This window comes from Pseudomonas sp. B21-035 (assembly GCF_024748945.1).
GTDB lineage: Bacteria > Pseudomonadota > Gammaproteobacteria > Pseudomonadales > Pseudomonadaceae > Aquipseudomonas.
This window is the reverse complement of the sequence record NZ_CP087179.1, coordinates 4138159-4154545: the sequence shown is the minus strand read 5'-3', so window position 1 is coordinate 4154545 and position 16387 is coordinate 4138159. Positions and strand designations below refer to the sequence as shown.

12 protein-coding genes are annotated in these 16387 nt (G+C 63.2%); 9 read left to right on the top strand and 3 right to left on the bottom strand.

The window, feature by feature from the left end:
• Positions 1-6 precede the first annotated feature (6 nt).
• Together LOY22_RS18810 and LOY22_RS18805 are read left to right on the top strand one after the other, a co-directional pair.
• Positions 7-966, top strand: coding sequence for a tRNA-dihydrouridine synthase (locus LOY22_RS18810; RefSeq protein ID WP_258594430.1), 960 nt, complete (start codon positions 7-9; stop codon positions 964-966).
• 115 nt (positions 967-1081) lie between these two features.
• Complete coding sequence (locus LOY22_RS18805; RefSeq protein ID WP_045195122.1) at positions 1082-1528, top strand: Hsp20 family protein; 447 nt, start codon at positions 1082-1084, stop codon at positions 1526-1528.
• Positions 1529-1989: 461 nt separating this feature from the next.
• Here the strand turns inward: LOY22_RS18805 and LOY22_RS18800 are convergent, their stop codons facing one another.
• From LOY22_RS18800 to LOY22_RS18790, 3 genes are all read right to left on the bottom strand, one after another.
• Positions 1990-2676: a DUF2268 domain-containing protein gene (locus tag LOY22_RS18800; RefSeq protein WP_258594428.1), complete on the bottom strand. Its 687-nt coding sequence runs from the start codon at positions 2674-2676 to the stop codon at positions 1990-1992.
• Positions 2677-2702: 26 nt separating this feature from the next.
• On the bottom strand, positions 2703-5999 hold the full coding sequence (locus tag LOY22_RS18795) for a PAS domain S-box protein (RefSeq protein WP_258594426.1): 3297 nt from the start codon (positions 5997-5999) through the stop codon (positions 2703-2705).
• A 61-nt stretch (positions 6000-6060) separates the two neighbouring features.
• On the bottom strand, positions 6061-6945 hold the full coding sequence (locus LOY22_RS18790; protein WP_093380610.1) for a LysR family transcriptional regulator: 885 nt from the start codon (positions 6943-6945) through the stop codon (positions 6061-6063).
• A 130-nt stretch (positions 6946-7075) separates the two neighbouring features.
• Here LOY22_RS18790 and leuC point away from each other — a divergent pair, with 130 nt between their 5' ends.
• The 7 genes from leuC to LOY22_RS18755 all read left to right on the top strand — a co-directional run bounded on the left by leuC (position 7076) and on the right by LOY22_RS18755 (position 16275).
• The gene (gene leuC, locus LOY22_RS18785; protein WP_258594424.1) at positions 7076-8509 is read left to right on the top strand and encodes a 3-isopropylmalate dehydratase large subunit; all 1434 of its coding nucleotides are present in this window, start codon (positions 7076-7078) and stop codon (positions 8507-8509) included.
• The gene (leuD, locus tag LOY22_RS18780) at positions 8506-9150 is read left to right on the top strand and encodes a 3-isopropylmalate dehydratase small subunit (RefSeq protein WP_045195114.1); all 645 of its coding nucleotides are present in this window, start codon (positions 8506-8508) and stop codon (positions 9148-9150) included. Before leuC ends, leuD begins: the two co-directional genes overlap by 4 nt.
• A 64-nt stretch (positions 9151-9214) precedes the next feature.
• Entirely contained in the window at positions 9215-9979 is a 765-nt protein-coding gene (locus LOY22_RS18775; RefSeq protein ID WP_093380612.1) for a class I SAM-dependent methyltransferase, read from the top strand.
• Positions 9980-10031: 52 nt separating this feature from the next.
• Positions 10032-11114: a 3-isopropylmalate dehydrogenase gene (gene leuB, locus LOY22_RS18770; protein ID WP_258594422.1), complete on the top strand. Its 1083-nt coding sequence runs from the start codon at positions 10032-10034 to the stop codon at positions 11112-11114.
• A 68-nt stretch (positions 11115-11182) separates the two neighbouring features.
• Positions 11183-12295: an aspartate-semialdehyde dehydrogenase gene (gene asd, locus LOY22_RS18765; RefSeq protein WP_045195108.1), complete on the top strand. Its 1113-nt coding sequence runs from the start codon at positions 11183-11185 to the stop codon at positions 12293-12295.
• Positions 12296-12455: 160 nt separating this feature from the next.
• Positions 12456-13466, top strand: a complete 1011-nt coding sequence (locus LOY22_RS18760) for an aspartate-semialdehyde dehydrogenase (protein ID WP_258594420.1) — start codon at positions 12456-12458, stop codon at positions 13464-13466.
• Between the two features lie 70 nt (positions 13467-13536).
• Complete coding sequence (locus LOY22_RS18755; protein ID WP_258594418.1) at positions 13537-16275, top strand: FimV/HubP family polar landmark protein; 2739 nt, start codon at positions 13537-13539, stop codon at positions 16273-16275.
• Positions 16276-16387 lie beyond the last annotated feature (112 nt).

The following is a 16387-nucleotide window of genomic DNA, read 5'->3' as shown; positions in this document are numbered from 1 at the left end:
CAACCCATGCAAATTGCCCTGGCCCCGATGGAGGGGCTGGTCGACGATATTCTTCGCGACGTACTGACCCAGGTGGGCGGCATCGACTGGTGTGTCACCGAGTTCATTCGGGTCTGCGACCGCCTGCTGCCGGCGGCGACCTTCGAAAAGCTCGCGCCGGAGCTGAGCCAGGGCGCCCGCACTGCGGCCGGGGTGCCGTTGCGGGTGCAATTGCTCGGTTCCGACCCGGTGTGCCTGGCCGACAACGCAGTGCTGGCCTGTGAGCTGGGCGCGCCGGTGATCGACCTCAATTTTGGCTGCCCGGCCAAGACCGTCAACAAGTCGCGCGGCGGGGCGGTGCTGCTCAAGGAGCCGGAACTGCTGCACGCGATCTTGCGTGAAGTGCGTCGCGCGGTGCCTGCGCATATCCCGGTCACGGCCAAGATGCGCCTGGGTTTCGACAGCCCCGACGGCGCCCTGGACTGTGCCCGGGCCCTGGCCGAAGGCGGCGCCGAGCAGTTGGTGGTGCACGCGCGGACCAAAGTTGACGGCTACAAGCCGCCGGCCCATTGGGAGTGGGTGGCGCGGGTGCAAGAGGTGGTCAAGGTGCCGGTGTATGCCAACGGCGAGGTCTGGACCCTGGAAGACTGGCGGCGCTGCCGCGAAGTCAGTGGCGTTGAAGACATCATGCTGGGGCGTGGCCTGGTTTCGCGCCCGGACCTGGCCCGGCAGATTGCCGCCGAACGCGATGGCGTCGAGTTCGTGCCCATGGACTGGCAGAGCTTGCTGCCGCTGATCCAGGACTTCTGGGGCCAGGCCCGCGCGCAGATGACCCCGCGCCAGGCGCCGGGGCGACTCAAGCAATGGGTGGCAATGCTGACCCGCACCTACCCCGAAGCGGTGGCGCTGTTCACCGAATTGCGTCGGGAAACCGACTGCGATCGGGTCGGGCAGTTGATTGGTGTACCGGTCAGCGAGGCGGCCTGAAAAAATTTTTGCAGGGTTGCTTGAAAAGCAGGCGAGGGTCCTTATCTAGGGAGTACGCGATGCCGAAGTCGGGTCGCGCTACTACACAACCTCGCTGATTTTCAGGAGATGCATCATGACTACTGCTTTTTCTCTGGCTCCACTGTTCCGCCATTCCGTGGGTTTCGACCGTTTCAATGACCTGTTCGAATCTGCGGCGCGTAATGAGGCGGGTAGCAGCTACCCTCCCTACAACGTTGAAAAACATGGCGATGACCATTATCGAATCGTCGTTGCTGCGGCCGGTTTCCAGGAGCAGGATCTGGACCTGCAGGTGGAGAAAGGCGTTTTGACCGTGACTGGCGGCAAGCGTGACAGCAACGCTGATAGCGTTACCTATCTGCATCAGGGCATCGCCCAACGGGCGTTCAAGTTGTCGTTCCGGTTGGCTGACCATATCGAGGTCAAGGCGGCTGGTCTGGCGAACGGGCTGCTGAGCATTGATCTGCTGAGGATTGTGCCGGAAGAGGCCAAGGCCAAGCGGATTCCTATCAATGGTGAGAGCAAGCCTGCTCTGAATTGATTGTTGTTTGTTCAGGAAAGGGTGCCTTCGGGCACCCTTTTTTGGCTCTGAGATTTGGGTGTTGATCCGATTGTTTTGGTGGTGCTGAGTCACCTTTCCGCCCTTACGGCGGCTTACTTTTTTCAGTCGAAAAAAAAGTAAGCAAAAATTCTCGCCCCACCAGTGGGCCCTACGCTGCGCTTCGGGTTCCCTCGCTCCGGTGTCGCTACGGGGCATTGCGAACTACGAGTTGCAAGCAACTCTACGTTTCGCAACTTCGGCTAACGCCGAAGGTGCTGCGCACTAGCCCCTTCGCAACACCTGCACTCGGCCCTTCTGGTTGACGGGGCCAGGTGGATCAAGATCAAAAGCAGATCAAGAGCACGATTCGAGTTGCTTTTGTGGGAGCGGGCTTGACCCGCGATGCGATGTGGCAGGCAGGACGCGATTGCAGGGCAAGTCGAGTCGTCGACCCGCGTACCCTACGGTTTGATAACCAACCCTGCTCGAATGCCAGCGGCAATTACTGTATCCGCAGCAACTGAAATCCATTCTTCGCCACTTACGGCAGGTGACTGCGCAAGCCAATGATCAGCCAGTTGGTACCCAAGGCTGTACCCCAGCCAACGCGGGAAATCGCTGTTAGTGCCAAAGAACCATGCAGCGTGATCATAATCACGCCTTGCCAGCTGGCTGTTGTCTGGAGGCGCTGCAAGGAGGTCCGGCAAGCCAATAGCGCGCTCCCAGGGCTCTGGCTCGCTGCCAAGCAGATAGCTTACAAAACGCCCCGCCAGGCCTTCGCTTACCAGCGCTTCACCTAAGGTGTGACCATATCCCGGTCCGGCCATGCGCAGGCAGTGATGCGCTTCGTGGATGATCTGGCGCAGCAAAGTGCCGTTGTTCAGGCTGGCAGCAAAGTTGCGATTCTGCGGGTCGACCGTCAGAGAGAACAGGTTGTGGCGAAAGGCATATCCCACAAGACCGATTTCGGGAATGACCTGGCCCGGCAGAGCTTGAACCAGAATGTCCAGAGCGGGGGCAGGCAATAGACGCTCGATGGCGTTTTTGGCCTCGACAGCTTGTTCGGTTATCGCTGATTGCCAGTTGCTCAGGTCACCACTTGCCTGGAGCCAATGCAGCGTCCAGTTGGCTGAGCCTGCTGGATTCATTTCTCCCCCTCGGATGTACCGGTCAATCAATGGTCCGCCGGCGCCTCAAGCAACATCGCCCGAAACTCCCCCAGCGGCAACGGCCGGCTATGCAGATAGCCCTGGTACAAGTGGCAGCCCAGCCGCTCAAGAAACTCCAGTTGCTCCGACAGCTCCACCCCTTCGGCAATCACCGCCAGGTCCAGGCTGCGGGCCATGGCGACGATGGCGCGGACGATTTCGGCGTCGTTGGGGTCGATCGGGGCGTCGCGGACGAAGGACTGGTCGATCTTCAGGGCATCCACCGGCAGGCGCTTGAGGTAGGTCAGCGAGGAGTAGCCGGTGCCGAAATCATCCATGGCAAAACTCACGCCAAAGGCCTTGAGCTCGCGCATTTTGCTGATGGTGTCTTCGAGGTTCTGGATGACGATGCCTTCGGTGATTTCCAGCTTGAGGATCTTGTGCGGCAGGCGGTAGTCGTCAAGGCTGCGCATTACCCGTTCGACGAAGTCGTTCTGGCGGAACTGGCGCGGGCTGATGTTCACGCACAGGCTGAAGTCGTCGGGGTCGATCAGGCCGTCGCGCAGCATACCGGCGCAGGCGTCGCAGGCTTCGTCGAGGATCCAGCTGCCAACTTCGAGGATCAGCCCGCTTTCTTCCAGTACCTGAATGAACTGCGCCGGCGGCTGCTGGCCCAGTTGCGGGTGGTGCCAGCGCAACAGCACTTCGGCGCCGACGATGCGGTTGTCGCGGGCGTCGACCTGGGGCTGGAAGTGCAGGGCCAGTTCGCCGCGGGCCAGGGCCAGGCGCAGGTCGTTTTCCATGCGCAGGCGTTCGCTGGCAGCCTTTTGCATGGTGGTGTGGAACATTTGCGTGGTGTTGCGCCCGGAGTCCTTGGCCCTGTACAGGGCGATGTCCGCACGCTTGAGCAAATCGGCCGGGGTCGAGCCGTGGTCGGGGATCAGCGCCACGCCGATGCTCGGCGTCACCTGCAGGCGCTGGCCGTCCAGCGACATTGGCTCGGCCAGCAGTTCGCGCAGGGTGTCGGCCAGTTCGCGGACTTTTTCCGTGACTTCCTCGCGGCTGCCTTCAAGGCCGCTGAGCAGCACCACGAACTCGTCACCGCCCAGGCGCGCGACGGTGTCTTCCAGGCGCACGCTGGCTTCCAGGCGCGCGGTGATGATCTTCAGCACCGTGTCGCCGACCGGATGGCCAAGCGAATCGTTGATGTGCTTGAAGTGGTCGAGGTCGAGAAACAGCAGGGCGCCACGCAGGTTGTGGCGCTTGAGCAGGGCGATCTGCTGGCTCAGGCGGTCCATCAACAGGGCGCGGTTGGGCAGGTTGGTCAGCGGGTCGTGGTAGGCCAGGTGGCGGATCTGCGCCTGGGCATTCTTCAACTGGCTGACGTCGCGGGCGGTGAGCAGCAGGCACTCGGTTTCGTTGAGGTTGATCGGCTCGATCGAAACCTCGACGGTGAGAATGTCGCCACGCTTGTTGCGCCCGAGCATTTCCCGGTGATGCACGCGGCCTTTGTCGTGGAATTCGTTGAGCAGCGCGGCGCGCTGTTTGTCGTCGGCCCAGATGCCGATGTCGTGCACTGTCTGGCCGATCACTTCAGCGGCGCTGTAGCCGGTCAGGCGGCAGAAACCGTCGTTGACCTCCAAGTAGCGGCCGCTGTCGCGTTCGGTGATGGTGATGGCGTCGGGGCTTGAATGGAAGGCCTTGGCGAATTTCTCTTCGCTGGCCTTGAGCGCCGCTTCGGCGCGCTGCTGCTGGGTGATGTCGCGCAGGGTGGTGACGCTGCAGGGCTGGTTGTCGACCTTGATCAGGCGGCTGGAAATCACGCAGGTCAGCGGCTGCCCGTCCTTGTGGTTGACCACCACGGCGACGTTGTTCAAGGCCTGGTCGCGGATCACCCGTTCGATGCGCCGGGCGCGTTCGGCCGACTCGGCCCACAGGCCGATCTGTTCGGCGGTGTTGCCCAGTACCTGTTCGGCGTTCCAGCCAAACACCTGGGTAAAGGCCGGGTTGATCTCGATGAACTGGCCGCTGTCCTGGCGGGTCACGCAGATCGGGTCGGGGCTGGCCTGGAACAGGCTGGCGAACTTTTCTTCGGAACTGGTCAGGCGCTGCTCGCGCTCCACTTGTTCGGTGATGTCCAGCAAGGTGCCGGCCATGCGCAGCGGGTTGCCCTGTTCATCGCGGTACAGGCGCGCGCGGCTTTCAATGAAGCGCGAGCTGCCGTCTTCCATCTGGATGCGGTAGGTGATCTGGTAATTGCCGGCCGGACCTTCGCGTAGGCTGCGGTAGGCCTGGCGCATGCTGCTGCGTTCCATTTCCGGCACGCCTTCGAAAAACGACTCGAAGGATTCGTGAAACGGCACCGGCTCAAGGCCGTGCAGTTCGGCGGCGCGCGCCGAGCCATAGAGCATGCCGCTGGGGATGTGCCAGTCCCAGGTGCCCAGTTGTGCCGAGTCCAGGGCCAGGTCCAGGCGTTCCTGGCTGTCCTTGAGCGCTTGTTCGGCGCGTTTGCGCTCGCTGGTGTCGACGAAGGTGCTGAGCAGGTAGGCGGTGCCTTCCAGGTCGATGTTCTGGGTACAGAGCAGACCGTCGTGGACTTCGCCGCTGCTGCCGCGAAACTGCACTTCGAGGGTCACCGGGCCGCTGGTGCCGCTGGTCGCCGCCAGCACCTGCAGGCGCTGCTGTGGATGCACCCACAGGCCAAGTTCGAGGGTGCTTTTGTTGATGATCTGGTGGCCCGGCCAGCCGAGGATGTTCTCGAAGTGCTGGTTGACCTCGTAGATCATGCCGTCGGCGCGGCGGGTCAGGAGGATGACATTGGGGCTCAGGTGGAAGAGCGTGGCAAAGCGCTTTTCCGAGTTGATCAGCGCCGCTTCCCGTTCACGCTGGCGGGTAATTTCGCGAATCACCCCGACCATCTGTCGCCGGCCGTTGCGGTCCTTGGTCATGCTGCCGTTGATTTCCAGCCAGTGCAGGCTGCCGTCGGGCCAGCGGATGCGATGGCGCAGGGCTTGCTCGGCCGGCTCGCCGTTGACCACCGCATGAAAGGCCTGCAGGGCGCGGGCGCGGTCTTCCATGGGCACCAGTTCCAGGTAGTCCAGGTCATTGGGCAGCGGCTGGTGCGGGTCAAAGCCGAACAGCGCCTGGGTGCCGCGCGACCAGCTGATCTGCCCGGTCTCGACATCCCAGAACCAGGCACCCAGGCGCGCACCGTTAAGCGCCGCCAACAGTTGCGGGGCGTTTTCCCAGGTTTGCTCCGATTCCTGGGGGTCCGCTGCATGAATTCGGGGCATGCGCGGAAAACGGTTTGCTGATTTGGGCATCGATACCAGACCTTTGGCAGATAACGCGTCCTTGAGCGGGCAGGTGTGCCCGGGTACTACCTCAGTGGTTCAAGGGGCTTGCATGGCTGTCGAGCAATGCCATAAAGGCCCTGGCGGCATTCGATAACGTTCGTTCGGTGTGCAGAATGTAGCCTAGCTGGCGCGACAGCTGTATGCCCGGCAAGGCGATGGGCGCAACCTGCTCGTCGAGCATAGTACGCGGCAGCACGCTCCATGCCAGACCGATGGAGACCATCATCTTGATGGTTTCCAGATAGTTGGTGCTCATGGCGATGTTCGGCGTCAGGCCCTGGGCTTCGAACAGGCGCTGGACGATATGGTGTGTGAAAGTGTTACCACCGGGGAACACCGCCGGATGGTGGGCAATGTCGGCCAGGCTGACCGCGCCTTTGCGTGCCAGCGGGTGCTCTGGGGCGGCGACGAAGTCCAGCGGATCGTCCCATACCGGCACGGCACGCACCAGATGGTGCGGCTCCGGGGCCAGGGTGATGACGGCGATCTCTGCGCGGCCATGGAGGATTTCTTCGTAGGCAACTTCCGAATCGAGAAACTGGATATCCAGCGCCACCGCCGGGTACTGGCGGGTAAAGGCTCGCAGCAGCGGCGGCAGGCGGTGCAGGCCGATGTGATGGCTGGTGGCCAGGGTCAGGCGCCCGCTGACTTCCCCGGTGAGGTTGGTCAGCGCCCGGCGGGTGTCGTCCAGCACATTGAGGATCTGGTAGGCGCGCGGCAGCAGGGCGCGCCCGGCCTCGGTCAGGTTGACCTCGCGGCCGAGGCGGTCGAACAGGCGCACATCCAGTTGCTGCTCAAGGCCGGCGATGCGTTTGCTGATTGCCGGCTGGGTCAGGTGCAGGCGCTCGCCGGCCCCGGAGAAGCTGCCAGTCTCGGCAATCGCGATAAAGGCATTGAGGTTGGCCAGGTCCACTACTCGAATTCCTTTTGGTTATCCAAAGCATAAAAATTATGAATTTGAGTTATTCAATCTACCGGCATAGCATCGTCCGTACAAGCCAAGGGGTTATTGGCATAGAAAGACGCTGATGAGGAACAGTCTGATGGCCGGCAAAACGCTTTACGACAAGCTCTGGGATTCGCATTTGGTCAAGCAGCGCGACGATGGTTCGGCGCTGATCTACATCGACCGTCACATCATTCACGAAGTGACGTCGCCGCAAGCCTTCGAAGGCCTGCGTCTGGCCAATCGCAAACCCTGGCGCATCGATGCCAACATCGCCACGCCTGATCACAACGTGCCGACCACCCCGGAGCGCAAGGGCGGTATCGACGCCATTGTCGACCAGGTCTCGCGTTTGCAGGTTCAGACCCTCGATGAAAACTGCGACGAGTATGGCATCGTCGAATTCAAGATGAATGACGTGCGTCAGGGCATCGTCCACGTCATCGGCCCGGAGCAGGGTGCGACCTTGCCGGGCATGACCGTGGTCTGCGGCGACTCGCACACCTCGACCCACGGTGCCTTCGGCGCCCTGGCCCACGGTATCGGTACGTCCGAGGTCGAGCACGTGCTCGCTACCCAGTGCCTGGTGGCCAAAAAGATGAAGAACATGCTGGTGCGCGTTGAAGGCACATTGCCGTTCGGCGTCACTGCCAAGGACATCGTCCTCGCCGTGATCGGCAAGATCGGCACCGCCGGCGGCAACGGCCATGCCATGGAATTCGCCGGCAGCGCGATTCGCGAGTTGTCGGTCGAAGGGCGCATGACCATCTGCAACATGTCCATCGAAGCCGGCGCCCGGGTAGGTCTGGTGGCCACCGATGAAAAAACCGTCGAGTACGTCAAGGGCCGCCCCTATGCACCCAAGGGCGAGCAGTGGGCGAAAGCGGTCGAAGCCTGGAAAGACCTGGTCTCCGACGCCGATGCGGTGTTTGACACGGTGATCGAGCTGGACGCTGCGCAGATCAAGCCGCAGGTCAGCTGGGGCACCTCGCCGGAGATGGTCCTGGCCGTCGACCAGCGCGTACCGGACCCGGCTGCCGAGGCCGATCTGGTCAAGCGTGGCTCGATCGAGCGGGCGTTGAAGTACATGGGCTTGAATGCCAACCAGGCGATCACCGACATCCAGCTCGACCGGGTGTTTATCGGCTCTTGCACCAACTCGCGCATCGAAGACCTGCGCGCCGCCGCCGAGATCGCCAAGGGCCGCAAGGTGGCCGCGACCATCAAGCAGGCGATCGTGGTGCCGGGCTCGGGCCTGGTCAAGGCCCAGGCCGAGAAAGAAGGCCTGGACAAGATTTTCCTCGAAGCGGGCTTTGAGTGGCGTGAACCGGGTTGCTCGATGTGCCTGGCGATGAACCCCGACCGCCTGGAGAGTGGCGAGCATTGCGCCTCGACCTCCAACCGCAACTTTGAAGGGCGTCAGGGCGCCGGTGGCCGTACCCACCTGGTGAGCCCGGCCATGGCCGCCGCCGCCGCCGTTACCGGCCGTTTTGTCGATGTACGCGAGTTGATCCAAGGGAGCGCAGCATGAAAGCCTTTACCCAGCACACCGGCCTTGTCGCGCCATTGGACCGTGCCAACGTCGACACCGACCAGATCATTCCCAAGCAGTTCCTGAAGTCGATCAAGCGCACCGGCTTTGGCCCCAACCTGTTCGATGAATGGCGTTACCTGGATGTCGGCCAGCCGTACCAGGACAACAGCAAGCGCCCGCAGAACCCGGATTTCGTGCTCAACCACGCGCGTTATCAAGGTGCCAGCGTGTTGCTCGCCCGCGAGAACTTCGGTTGTGGCTCAAGCCGTGAACATGCGCCGTGGGCTCTGGAAGAGTACGGCTTTCGCAGCATCATCGCGCCGAGCTATGCCGACATCTTCTTCAACAACAGCTTCAAGAACGGCTTGCTGCCGATCATCCTCAGCGATGAGGAAGTCGACGAGCTGTTCAAGCAGGTTGAAGCCGATCCGGGTTACCAGTTGAGCATCGACTTGCAGGCTCAGACCGTGACCCGCCCGGACGGCAAGGTGCTGACCTTCGAGATCGATGCATTTCGCAAGCACTGCCTGCTCAACGGCCTGGATGACATCGGCCTGACCTTGCAGGATGGCGATGCGATTGCCGCCTTTGAAGCCAAGCACCGGGCCAGCCAGCCCTGGTTGTTTCGTGACGCTTGATTGATGCCAATCGCGGGGCAAGCCCGCTCTCACATGCCCCGCGATAAGGCCCCAGGAGATGCAGATGACCAGCACCACCCATAAGGACGTCGTCCAGCGCCAGTTCGGCGAACAGGCCAGTGCCTACCTGAGCAGCGCCGTGCATGCCCAGGGCAGCGAGTTCGCCCTGTTGCAGGCCGAACTTGCCGGCCAAGGCCGGGCACGCCTGCTGGACCTTGGCTGTGGCGCCGGCCATGTGAGTTTCCACGTTGCCCCGCTGGTGCGTGAAGTGGTGGCCTACGACCTGTCGCAGCAGATGCTGGATGTGGTCGCCGCCGCTGCCAGCGAACGTGGCTTCGAGAACATCGTCACCGAACGCGGCGCCGCCGAGCGCCTGCCGTTCGCTGACGCATCGTTCGAATTCGTCTTCAGCCGCTATTCGGCGCACCACTGGAGCGACCTGGGCCTGGCGCTGCGGGAAGTGAAACGGGTGCTCAAGCCCGGCGGCGTGGCAGCCTTCATCGACGTCATGTCGCCGGGCAGCCCGTTGCTCGACACTTACCTGCAGAGCGTCGAGGTGCTGCGCGACACCAGCCATGTACGCGATTATTCGGCCAGCGAATGGCTGCAGCAGGTCAGCGAAGCCGGCCTGTTCACCCGCAGCCACAGCCGCCAGCGCCTGCGCCTGGAGTACAGCTCGTGGGTCGAGCGCATGCGCACCCCTGAAGTGATGCGTGGCGCCATCCGCCAATTGCAGCAGGCGATGGGCGAAGAAGTACGGCAGTATTACCAGATTGAAGCCGACGGCTCGTTCAGCACCGATGTCGTGGTGCTCTGGGCCGAACGCTAGGTTTTTCCGGCAGGCCAACAGGGCGTGCCGCTTGAATTGAATAGAGGAAAGCATGAGCAAGCAGATTCTGATTCTTCCAGGTGATGGCATCGGTCCGGAAATCATGGCCGAGGCGGTCAAGGTGCTGGAACTGGCCAACGACAAGTTCCAGCTCGGTTTCAGCCTGGAGCACGACGTCATCGGCGGCGCCGCCATCGACAAGCACGGCGTGCCGCTGGCCGACCAGACCCTGGAGCGCGCTCGCAAGGCCGATGCCGTGCTGCTCGGCGCCGTTGGCGGGCCGAAGTGGGACAAGATCGAGCGCGACATTCGCCCTGAACGCGGCCTGCTGAAAATCCGCTCGCAACTGGGCCTGTTCGCCAACCTGCGTCCGGCGATTCTCTACCCGCAACTGGCCGACGCTTCGTCGCTCAAGCCAGAAATCGTCGCCGGCCTGGACATCCTCATCGTTCGCGAGCTGACCGGCGGCATCTATTTCGGCGCACCCCGCGGCACCCGCGAGCTGGAAGGCGGCGAGCGTCAGTCCTACGACACCCTGCCATACAGCGAGAGCGAAATCCGCCGTATCGCCCGGGTCGGTTTCGACATGGCCCGCGTGCGCGGTAAAAAACTCTGCTCGGTCGACAAGGCTAACGTCCTGGCCTCCAGCCAGCTGTGGCGCGAGATCGTCGAGGAAGTCGCCAAGGACTACCCGGACGTCGAACTCAGCCACATGTACGTCGACAACGCCGCCATGCAACTGGTGCGTGCGCCCAAGCAGTTCGACGTGATGGTCACCGACAACATGTTCGGCGACATCCTGTCGGATGAGGCTTCCATGCTCACCGGCTCCATTGGCATGCTGCCATCAGCGTCGCTGGATGCCGACAACAAGGGCATGTACGAGCCTTGCCACGGCTCGGCACCGGACATCGCCGGCCAGGGCATCGCCAACCCGCTGGCGACCATCTTGTCGGTGTCGATGATGCTGCGTTACAGCTTCAACCAGCAGGCGGCAGCCGAGTCCATTGAAAAGGCCGTCAGCCTGGTATTGGATCAGGGGCTGCGTACCGGCGACATCTGGTCGGACGGTTGCAGCAAGGTAGGTACGCAGGAAATGGGCGACGCAGTAGTCGCAGCGCTGCGGAATCTGTAATCTCTCGGGCCCGCTGCTGTTTTTCCTAGTGAAGCAGCGGCCCACTTTTTAGCAAAGGTGTAGTTGCGATGAAACGTGTAGGTCTGATCGGTTGGCGCGGTATGGTCGGTTCCGTGCTCATGCAGCGGATGCTGGAAGAGCAGGATTTTGATCTTATCGAGCCGGTGTTCTTCACCACCTCCAACGTCGGTGGCCAGGGTCCGGCAGTGGGCAAGGATATTGCTCCGCTCAAGGACGCTTACAGCATTGAAGAGCTCAAGACCCTCGATGTGATCCTGACCTGTCAGGGCGGCGACTACACCAATGAAGTCTTCCCCAAGCTGCGCGAAGCCGGCTGGCAGGGCTACTGGATCGACGCCGCCTCCAGCCTGCGCATGCAGGATGATGCGGTCATCGTTCTCGACCCGGTCAACCGCAAGGTCATCGACCAGCAGCTCGACGCCGGTACCAAGAACTACATCGGCGGCAACTGCACCGTCAGCCTGATGCTGATGGGCCTGGGTGGCCTGTTCGAAGCCGGCCTGGTCGAGTGGATGAGCGCCATGACCTACCAGGCAGCCTCCGGCGCCGGTGCGCAGAACATGCGCGAGCTGATTCGCCAGATGGGCGCGACCCACGCCGCGGTCGCCGATGACCTGGCCAACCCGGCCAGCGCCATCCTCGACATCGACCGCAAGGTTGCCGAGGCCATGCGCAGCGACGCCTACCCGACCGAGAACTTCGGCGTGCCGCTGGCCGGCAGCCTGATCCCGTGGATCGACAAAGAGCTGCCTAACGGCCAGAGCCGTGAAGAGTGGAAGGCCCAGGCCGAGACCAACAAGATCCTCGGCCGCTTCAAGAGCCCGATCCCGGTCGACGGCATCTGCGTGCGCATCGGCGCCATGCGTTGCCACAGCCAGGCACTGACCATCAAGCTGAACAAGGACGTGCCGATTGCCGACATCGAAGGCATGATCAGCCAGCACAACCCTTGGGTGAAACTGGTGCCGAACCAGCGTGAAATCAGCATGCAGGAGCTCAGCCCGACCAACGTCACCGGTACCCTGAACATCCCGGTGGGTCGCCTGCGCAAGCTGAACATGGGTTCCCAGTACCTGGGCGCCTTCACCGTTGGTGATCAGCTGCTGTGGGGCGCGGCCGAGCCACTGCGGCGCATGCTGCGCATCCTCCTGGAGCGTTGATCGCCAGGCAGTGTTGAACCCAAGCCCGTGCTGGAAACAGCACGGGCTTTTTTGTGGGTGGTCCACGCTGTGGGAGCGGGGTTGACCCGCGATTCAGGTGTTCCGCGCATGAGAATCCAAGTAAAGTGCCGCTCCCGCCGTTTCAGCAGAGGATTTTTCCATGAGCCAGCCTATTGATATCGCCGTTATCGGTGCCACCGGTACTGTCGGTGAAACCCTCGTGCAGATCCTTGACGAGTGCGATTTCCCGGTCGGCACCCTGCACCTGCTGGCCAGCAACGAATCGGCGGGCAGCGGCGTGATGTTTCGCAGCAAGAGCCTGCGCGTGCGCGAGGTCGACAGCTTCGACTTCAGCAAGGTCAAGCTGGCCTTCTTCGCCGCCGGCCCGGCAGTGACCCGCAGCTTCGCGCCACGGGCCCAGGCGGCTGGTTGCGCAGTCATCGACCTGTCCGGCGGCTTGCCGGCCGAGCAGGCGCCGGCGGTGGTGCCGGAAGCCAACCCGGCAGTGCTCGACAGCCTCAAGGCGCCGCAGCAACTGAGCAGCCCAAGCGCCGCAGCGATTGCCCTGGCGGTAACCCTGGCGCCCCTTAAGGGCTTGCTGGAGCTTCAGCGCATTAATGTCACCGCGTGCCTGGCGGTCTCGGCCCAGGGTCGCGAGGCGGTCAACGAGCTGGCCCGGCAGACCGCCGAGCTGCTCAACGCCCGCCCGCTGGAGCCGCGCTTCTTCGACCGGCAAATGGCCTTCAACCTGTTGGCCCAGGTCGGTGCCAGCGATGCTGACGGCCATGGCGCCCTTGAACGCCGCCTGGTCAGTGAGTTGCGCGAAGTGCTCGGCTTGCCTTCACTGAAGATTTCGGTGACCTGCGTTCAAGTCCCGGTGTTTTTCGGCGATAGCTACAGTGTGTCCGTGCAAAGCCGCACGCCGGTCGACCTGGCGGCGGTCAACGCCGCACTGGAAGCCGCTGACAGCATCGAACTGGTGGAGGAGGGTGATTATCCGACGCCGGTGGGTGACGCAGTGGGCCAGGACGTGGTCTATGTTGGACGGGTACGGGGTGGAATTGACGAGGTTGAGCAGCTCAACCTCTGGCTGACCACCGACAATGTGCGCAAAGGTGCGGCCCTGAACGCGGTCCAGCTGGCGCAATTGTTGATAAAAGGCCTTGTGTAAAAGATACTTGCCGACAATTTGCTCCACTTGTTCTCGCTTGCCGGGGAAGGTTCATTCAAAGGAAGAGGTCATGCTTCGAATTCGCAAACTGGTCTTAGCAATAGCCGCGGCGTCGGCGCTGTCGTCCGGTATGGCGCATGCCCTCGGGTTGGGCGAGCTGACCTTGAAGTCAGCGCAGAACCAGCCCCTGGATGCCGAGATCGAACTGCTCGATGTCCGCGACCTGACCGCGGCCGAAGTAGCGCCGAGCCTGGCGCCGGCCGAAGAGTTCGCCAAGGCCGGTGTCGAGCGCCAGGCGTTTCTCAATGACCTGACCTTTACCACGGTGATCAACCCCAACGGCAAGAGCGTGTTGCGGGTGACCTCGAGCCAGCCGCTGCCGGCGCCGATGGTCAAGTTCCTGGTCCAGGTCATGTGGCCGAGCGGTCGCCTGCTGCGCGACTACAGCGTGCTGATTGACGCGGCCAAGTTCAACGCTCCGGCCGGGCAACCGGCGCCGGCCGGCGTTGCGCCTGCGGTAACCGCGGCCAACTACACCACCGTGCGTCGCGACACCCTGTGGGAAATCGCCTCGAAAGCCCGTCAGGGCGGGTCGGTGCAGCAGACCATGCTGGCCATTCAGGCGCTGAACCCGGATGCCTTCATCAACGGCAACATCAACCTGCTGAAAACCGGCCAGGTCTTGCGCCTGCCCGATCAACAGCAGATCACCAGTATTCCCCAGGCCCAGGCCGTTACCGAAGTGGCCGAGCAGTATGCTGCCTGGCGCGAAGGCCGGCGCCTGGGCCCGCGCGCACGCCAGCTGGACGCCACCCGGCGCAGCGGCACCGAGGCGGCGCCGGCACGTATCGCCAACCAGGACAACCTCAAGCTGGTTGCCCCCGGCAGCAAGGGCGCTGCGGACGGCAAAGGTCTCAACGACAAGCTGGCTGTGGCCCAGGAAAGCCTGGACACCAGCCGTCGTGACAACGAAGAACTGAAAAGTCGCATGGCCGACCTGCAGAGCCAGCTGGACAAACTGCAGCGCCTGATCGCGCTGAAAAACGACCAACTGGCCAAGCTTGAAGCCCAGGGCGCCGTCGACGCACCAGCACCTGAAGCTGCCGCGGCCCAGCCGCCGGCCATTGCCGCCGAGTTGCAGCCGGCTCCTGCCGAACCGGTGGTCACCCCGGCACCGGCTGCGGTCGATACCGCACCGGCTGATCCGGCGCAGCCTGCTGCCGACCAGGCACCGGCCGACTCGAACAAGATGCTCGACGATCTGCTCGGCAACCCGTTGTTGCTGGCGCTGATCGCCGGTTCCGCGTTGTTGGTGCTGTTGCTTCTGCTGCTGTTGCTGGCCCGCAAGCGCAAGGCCGACCAGGAAGCGGAAAAACACCTGCGCATGGCCCGCGCCCTGGCCGAAGAGGGCGAGCGCGCCCCAGACCTGGACCTGCCGCCAAGCAGTTTTGAAGGCCTGGACATCGCGCCGCCGAGCGTGACCCTGGCACCGGCAGTGGTCGCGGCATCTGCCGCCGCCGCCACAGCCGCCGCCTTGCCTGCCGAAGAGCCGGCGCCTGTGGTGGCGGAGCCAGCGCCGAGCAAGCCGGTGCAAGGCCCGATTGCCGCGCCATTGGTTGCTCCGGCGGCCAGCCCGGCAGCCCCGACCGGCGACGCTGTGCTCGACGAAGCAGCGTTGAGCATAGCCCGTGGTCGCCTCAATCACGCCGCCGAACTGCTCGAGCCTGCGGTTGCCGCAGCCCCTGAGCGCAGCGACCTGCGCCTGAAGCTGATGGAAGTCTATGCCCGCCAGGGTGATCGCGATGCCTTTGTCGGCCACGAGCGGCAGCTGATTGCCACCGGCCAGAACCATGCCGATGTCGAAGCCCTGAAAAACCGCTTCCCGGCCATGCTCGCCGTCGCGGCGGCGGGCGTCAGCGCGGCGGCGCTGGCGGCTGAACTGGATGCCCAGTATGTCCAGGAGCTGCTGCAGGACGAGGCGCCAGCCGAACCGCTGGCAGAAGCCGAACCAGCCGTCGAGCCAGCCGTTGAGCCAGAAGCAGGGGCCGAGCCTGAACCTGAACCTGAACCTGTGGTTGAAGAATCGCTGGCCGAGCGTGAGCCTGTTCCTGAAGACGACCTGGACAGTGCCTTCGACCTGAGCCTGGATGACGACCTGCAAGGCCTGGAGCTGGACGCGCCGCCACTGCTCGACGAGCCCTCGCTGGCTGTTGAAGCGCCACAAGCCGAAGCAGTCGCGAGCGAAGCCAGCCCGGCGCAACCGGACTTCGACGCCTTGCTCGCAGAGCATCTTGCCGAGCCTGAGCAGGCCCTGGACGACCTCGCCGATTTCGACCTCGACGTCGCTGGCGACGAGCCGGCGCTGGCGCCGAACAGCGAGACCGTCGATATCGCCGCAGAGCTGGCGGCGTTCGATGAAACCATGCCCGAGTTCGACCCGCTGAGCGAGCTGGACCTGCCGGAAGACTTCGACCTGTCGCTGTCGCTGGAGGACTCGCAGGCGGATAAAAACTTTGCCTCGGAGCTCGATGACGTCAACGCCGAACTCGACAAGCTGTCGCAAAGCCTGGAGCAGCCGTCGATCGAGCCGCACTTCAGCGAAGCGGACGCCGCGATCAGCGACGACCTCGACGATGATTTCGACTACCTCGGCGGCGCCGACGAAGTGGCCACCAAGCTCGACCTGGCCCGGGCCTATATCGACATGGGCGACCATGACGGCGCCCGCGACATTCTCGACGAAGTGCGCAAGGACGGCAGCGATGCCCAGCGCCAGGAAGCCGACGAGCTGCTCTCGCGCCTGGTCTGAGTTCACCCTGTGTAAAACCAACGGCAGCCCAAGTGGCTGCCGTTGTCGTTATAATTGCCGCCATCTGCTAAACCGACAGGCTGTATCCCCTTGGAAATCATTGATAACGCGG

Bases quoted from the DNA above. Each gene is read 5' to 3' on its own strand.
- leuC (WP_258594424.1), top strand. From the start codon at position 7,076: ATGGCCGGCAAAACGCTTTACGACAAGCTCTGGGATTCGCATTTGGTC.
- LOY22_RS18775 (WP_093380612.1), top strand. From the start codon at position 9,215: ATGACCAGCACCACCCATAAGGACGTCGTCCAGCGCCAGTTCGGCGAA.
- leuB (WP_258594422.1), top strand. From the start codon at position 10,032: ATGAGCAAGCAGATTCTGATTCTTCCAGGTGATGGCATCGGTCCGGAA.
- LOY22_RS18760 (WP_258594420.1), top strand. From the start codon at position 12,456: ATGAGCCAGCCTATTGATATCGCCGTTATCGGTGCCACCGGTACTGTC.
- LOY22_RS18800 (WP_258594428.1), bottom strand. From the start codon at position 2,676: ATGAATCCAGCAGGCTCAGCCAACTGGACGCTGCATTGGCTCCAGGCA.
- LOY22_RS18805 (WP_045195122.1), top strand. From the start codon at position 1,082: ATGACTACTGCTTTTTCTCTGGCTCCACTGTTCCGCCATTCCGTGGGT.
- LOY22_RS18755 (WP_258594418.1), top strand. From the start codon at position 13,537: ATGCTTCGAATTCGCAAACTGGTCTTAGCAATAGCCGCGGCGTCGGCG.
- leuD (WP_045195114.1), top strand. From the start codon at position 8,506: ATGAAAGCCTTTACCCAGCACACCGGCCTTGTCGCGCCATTGGACCGT.
- asd (WP_045195108.1), top strand. From the start codon at position 11,183: ATGAAACGTGTAGGTCTGATCGGTTGGCGCGGTATGGTCGGTTCCGTG.
- LOY22_RS18795 (WP_258594426.1), bottom strand. From the start codon at position 5,999: ATGCCCAAATCAGCAAACCGTTTTCCGCGCATGCCCCGAATTCATGCA.
- LOY22_RS18810 (WP_258594430.1), top strand. From the start codon at position 7: ATGCAAATTGCCCTGGCCCCGATGGAGGGGCTGGTCGACGATATTCTT.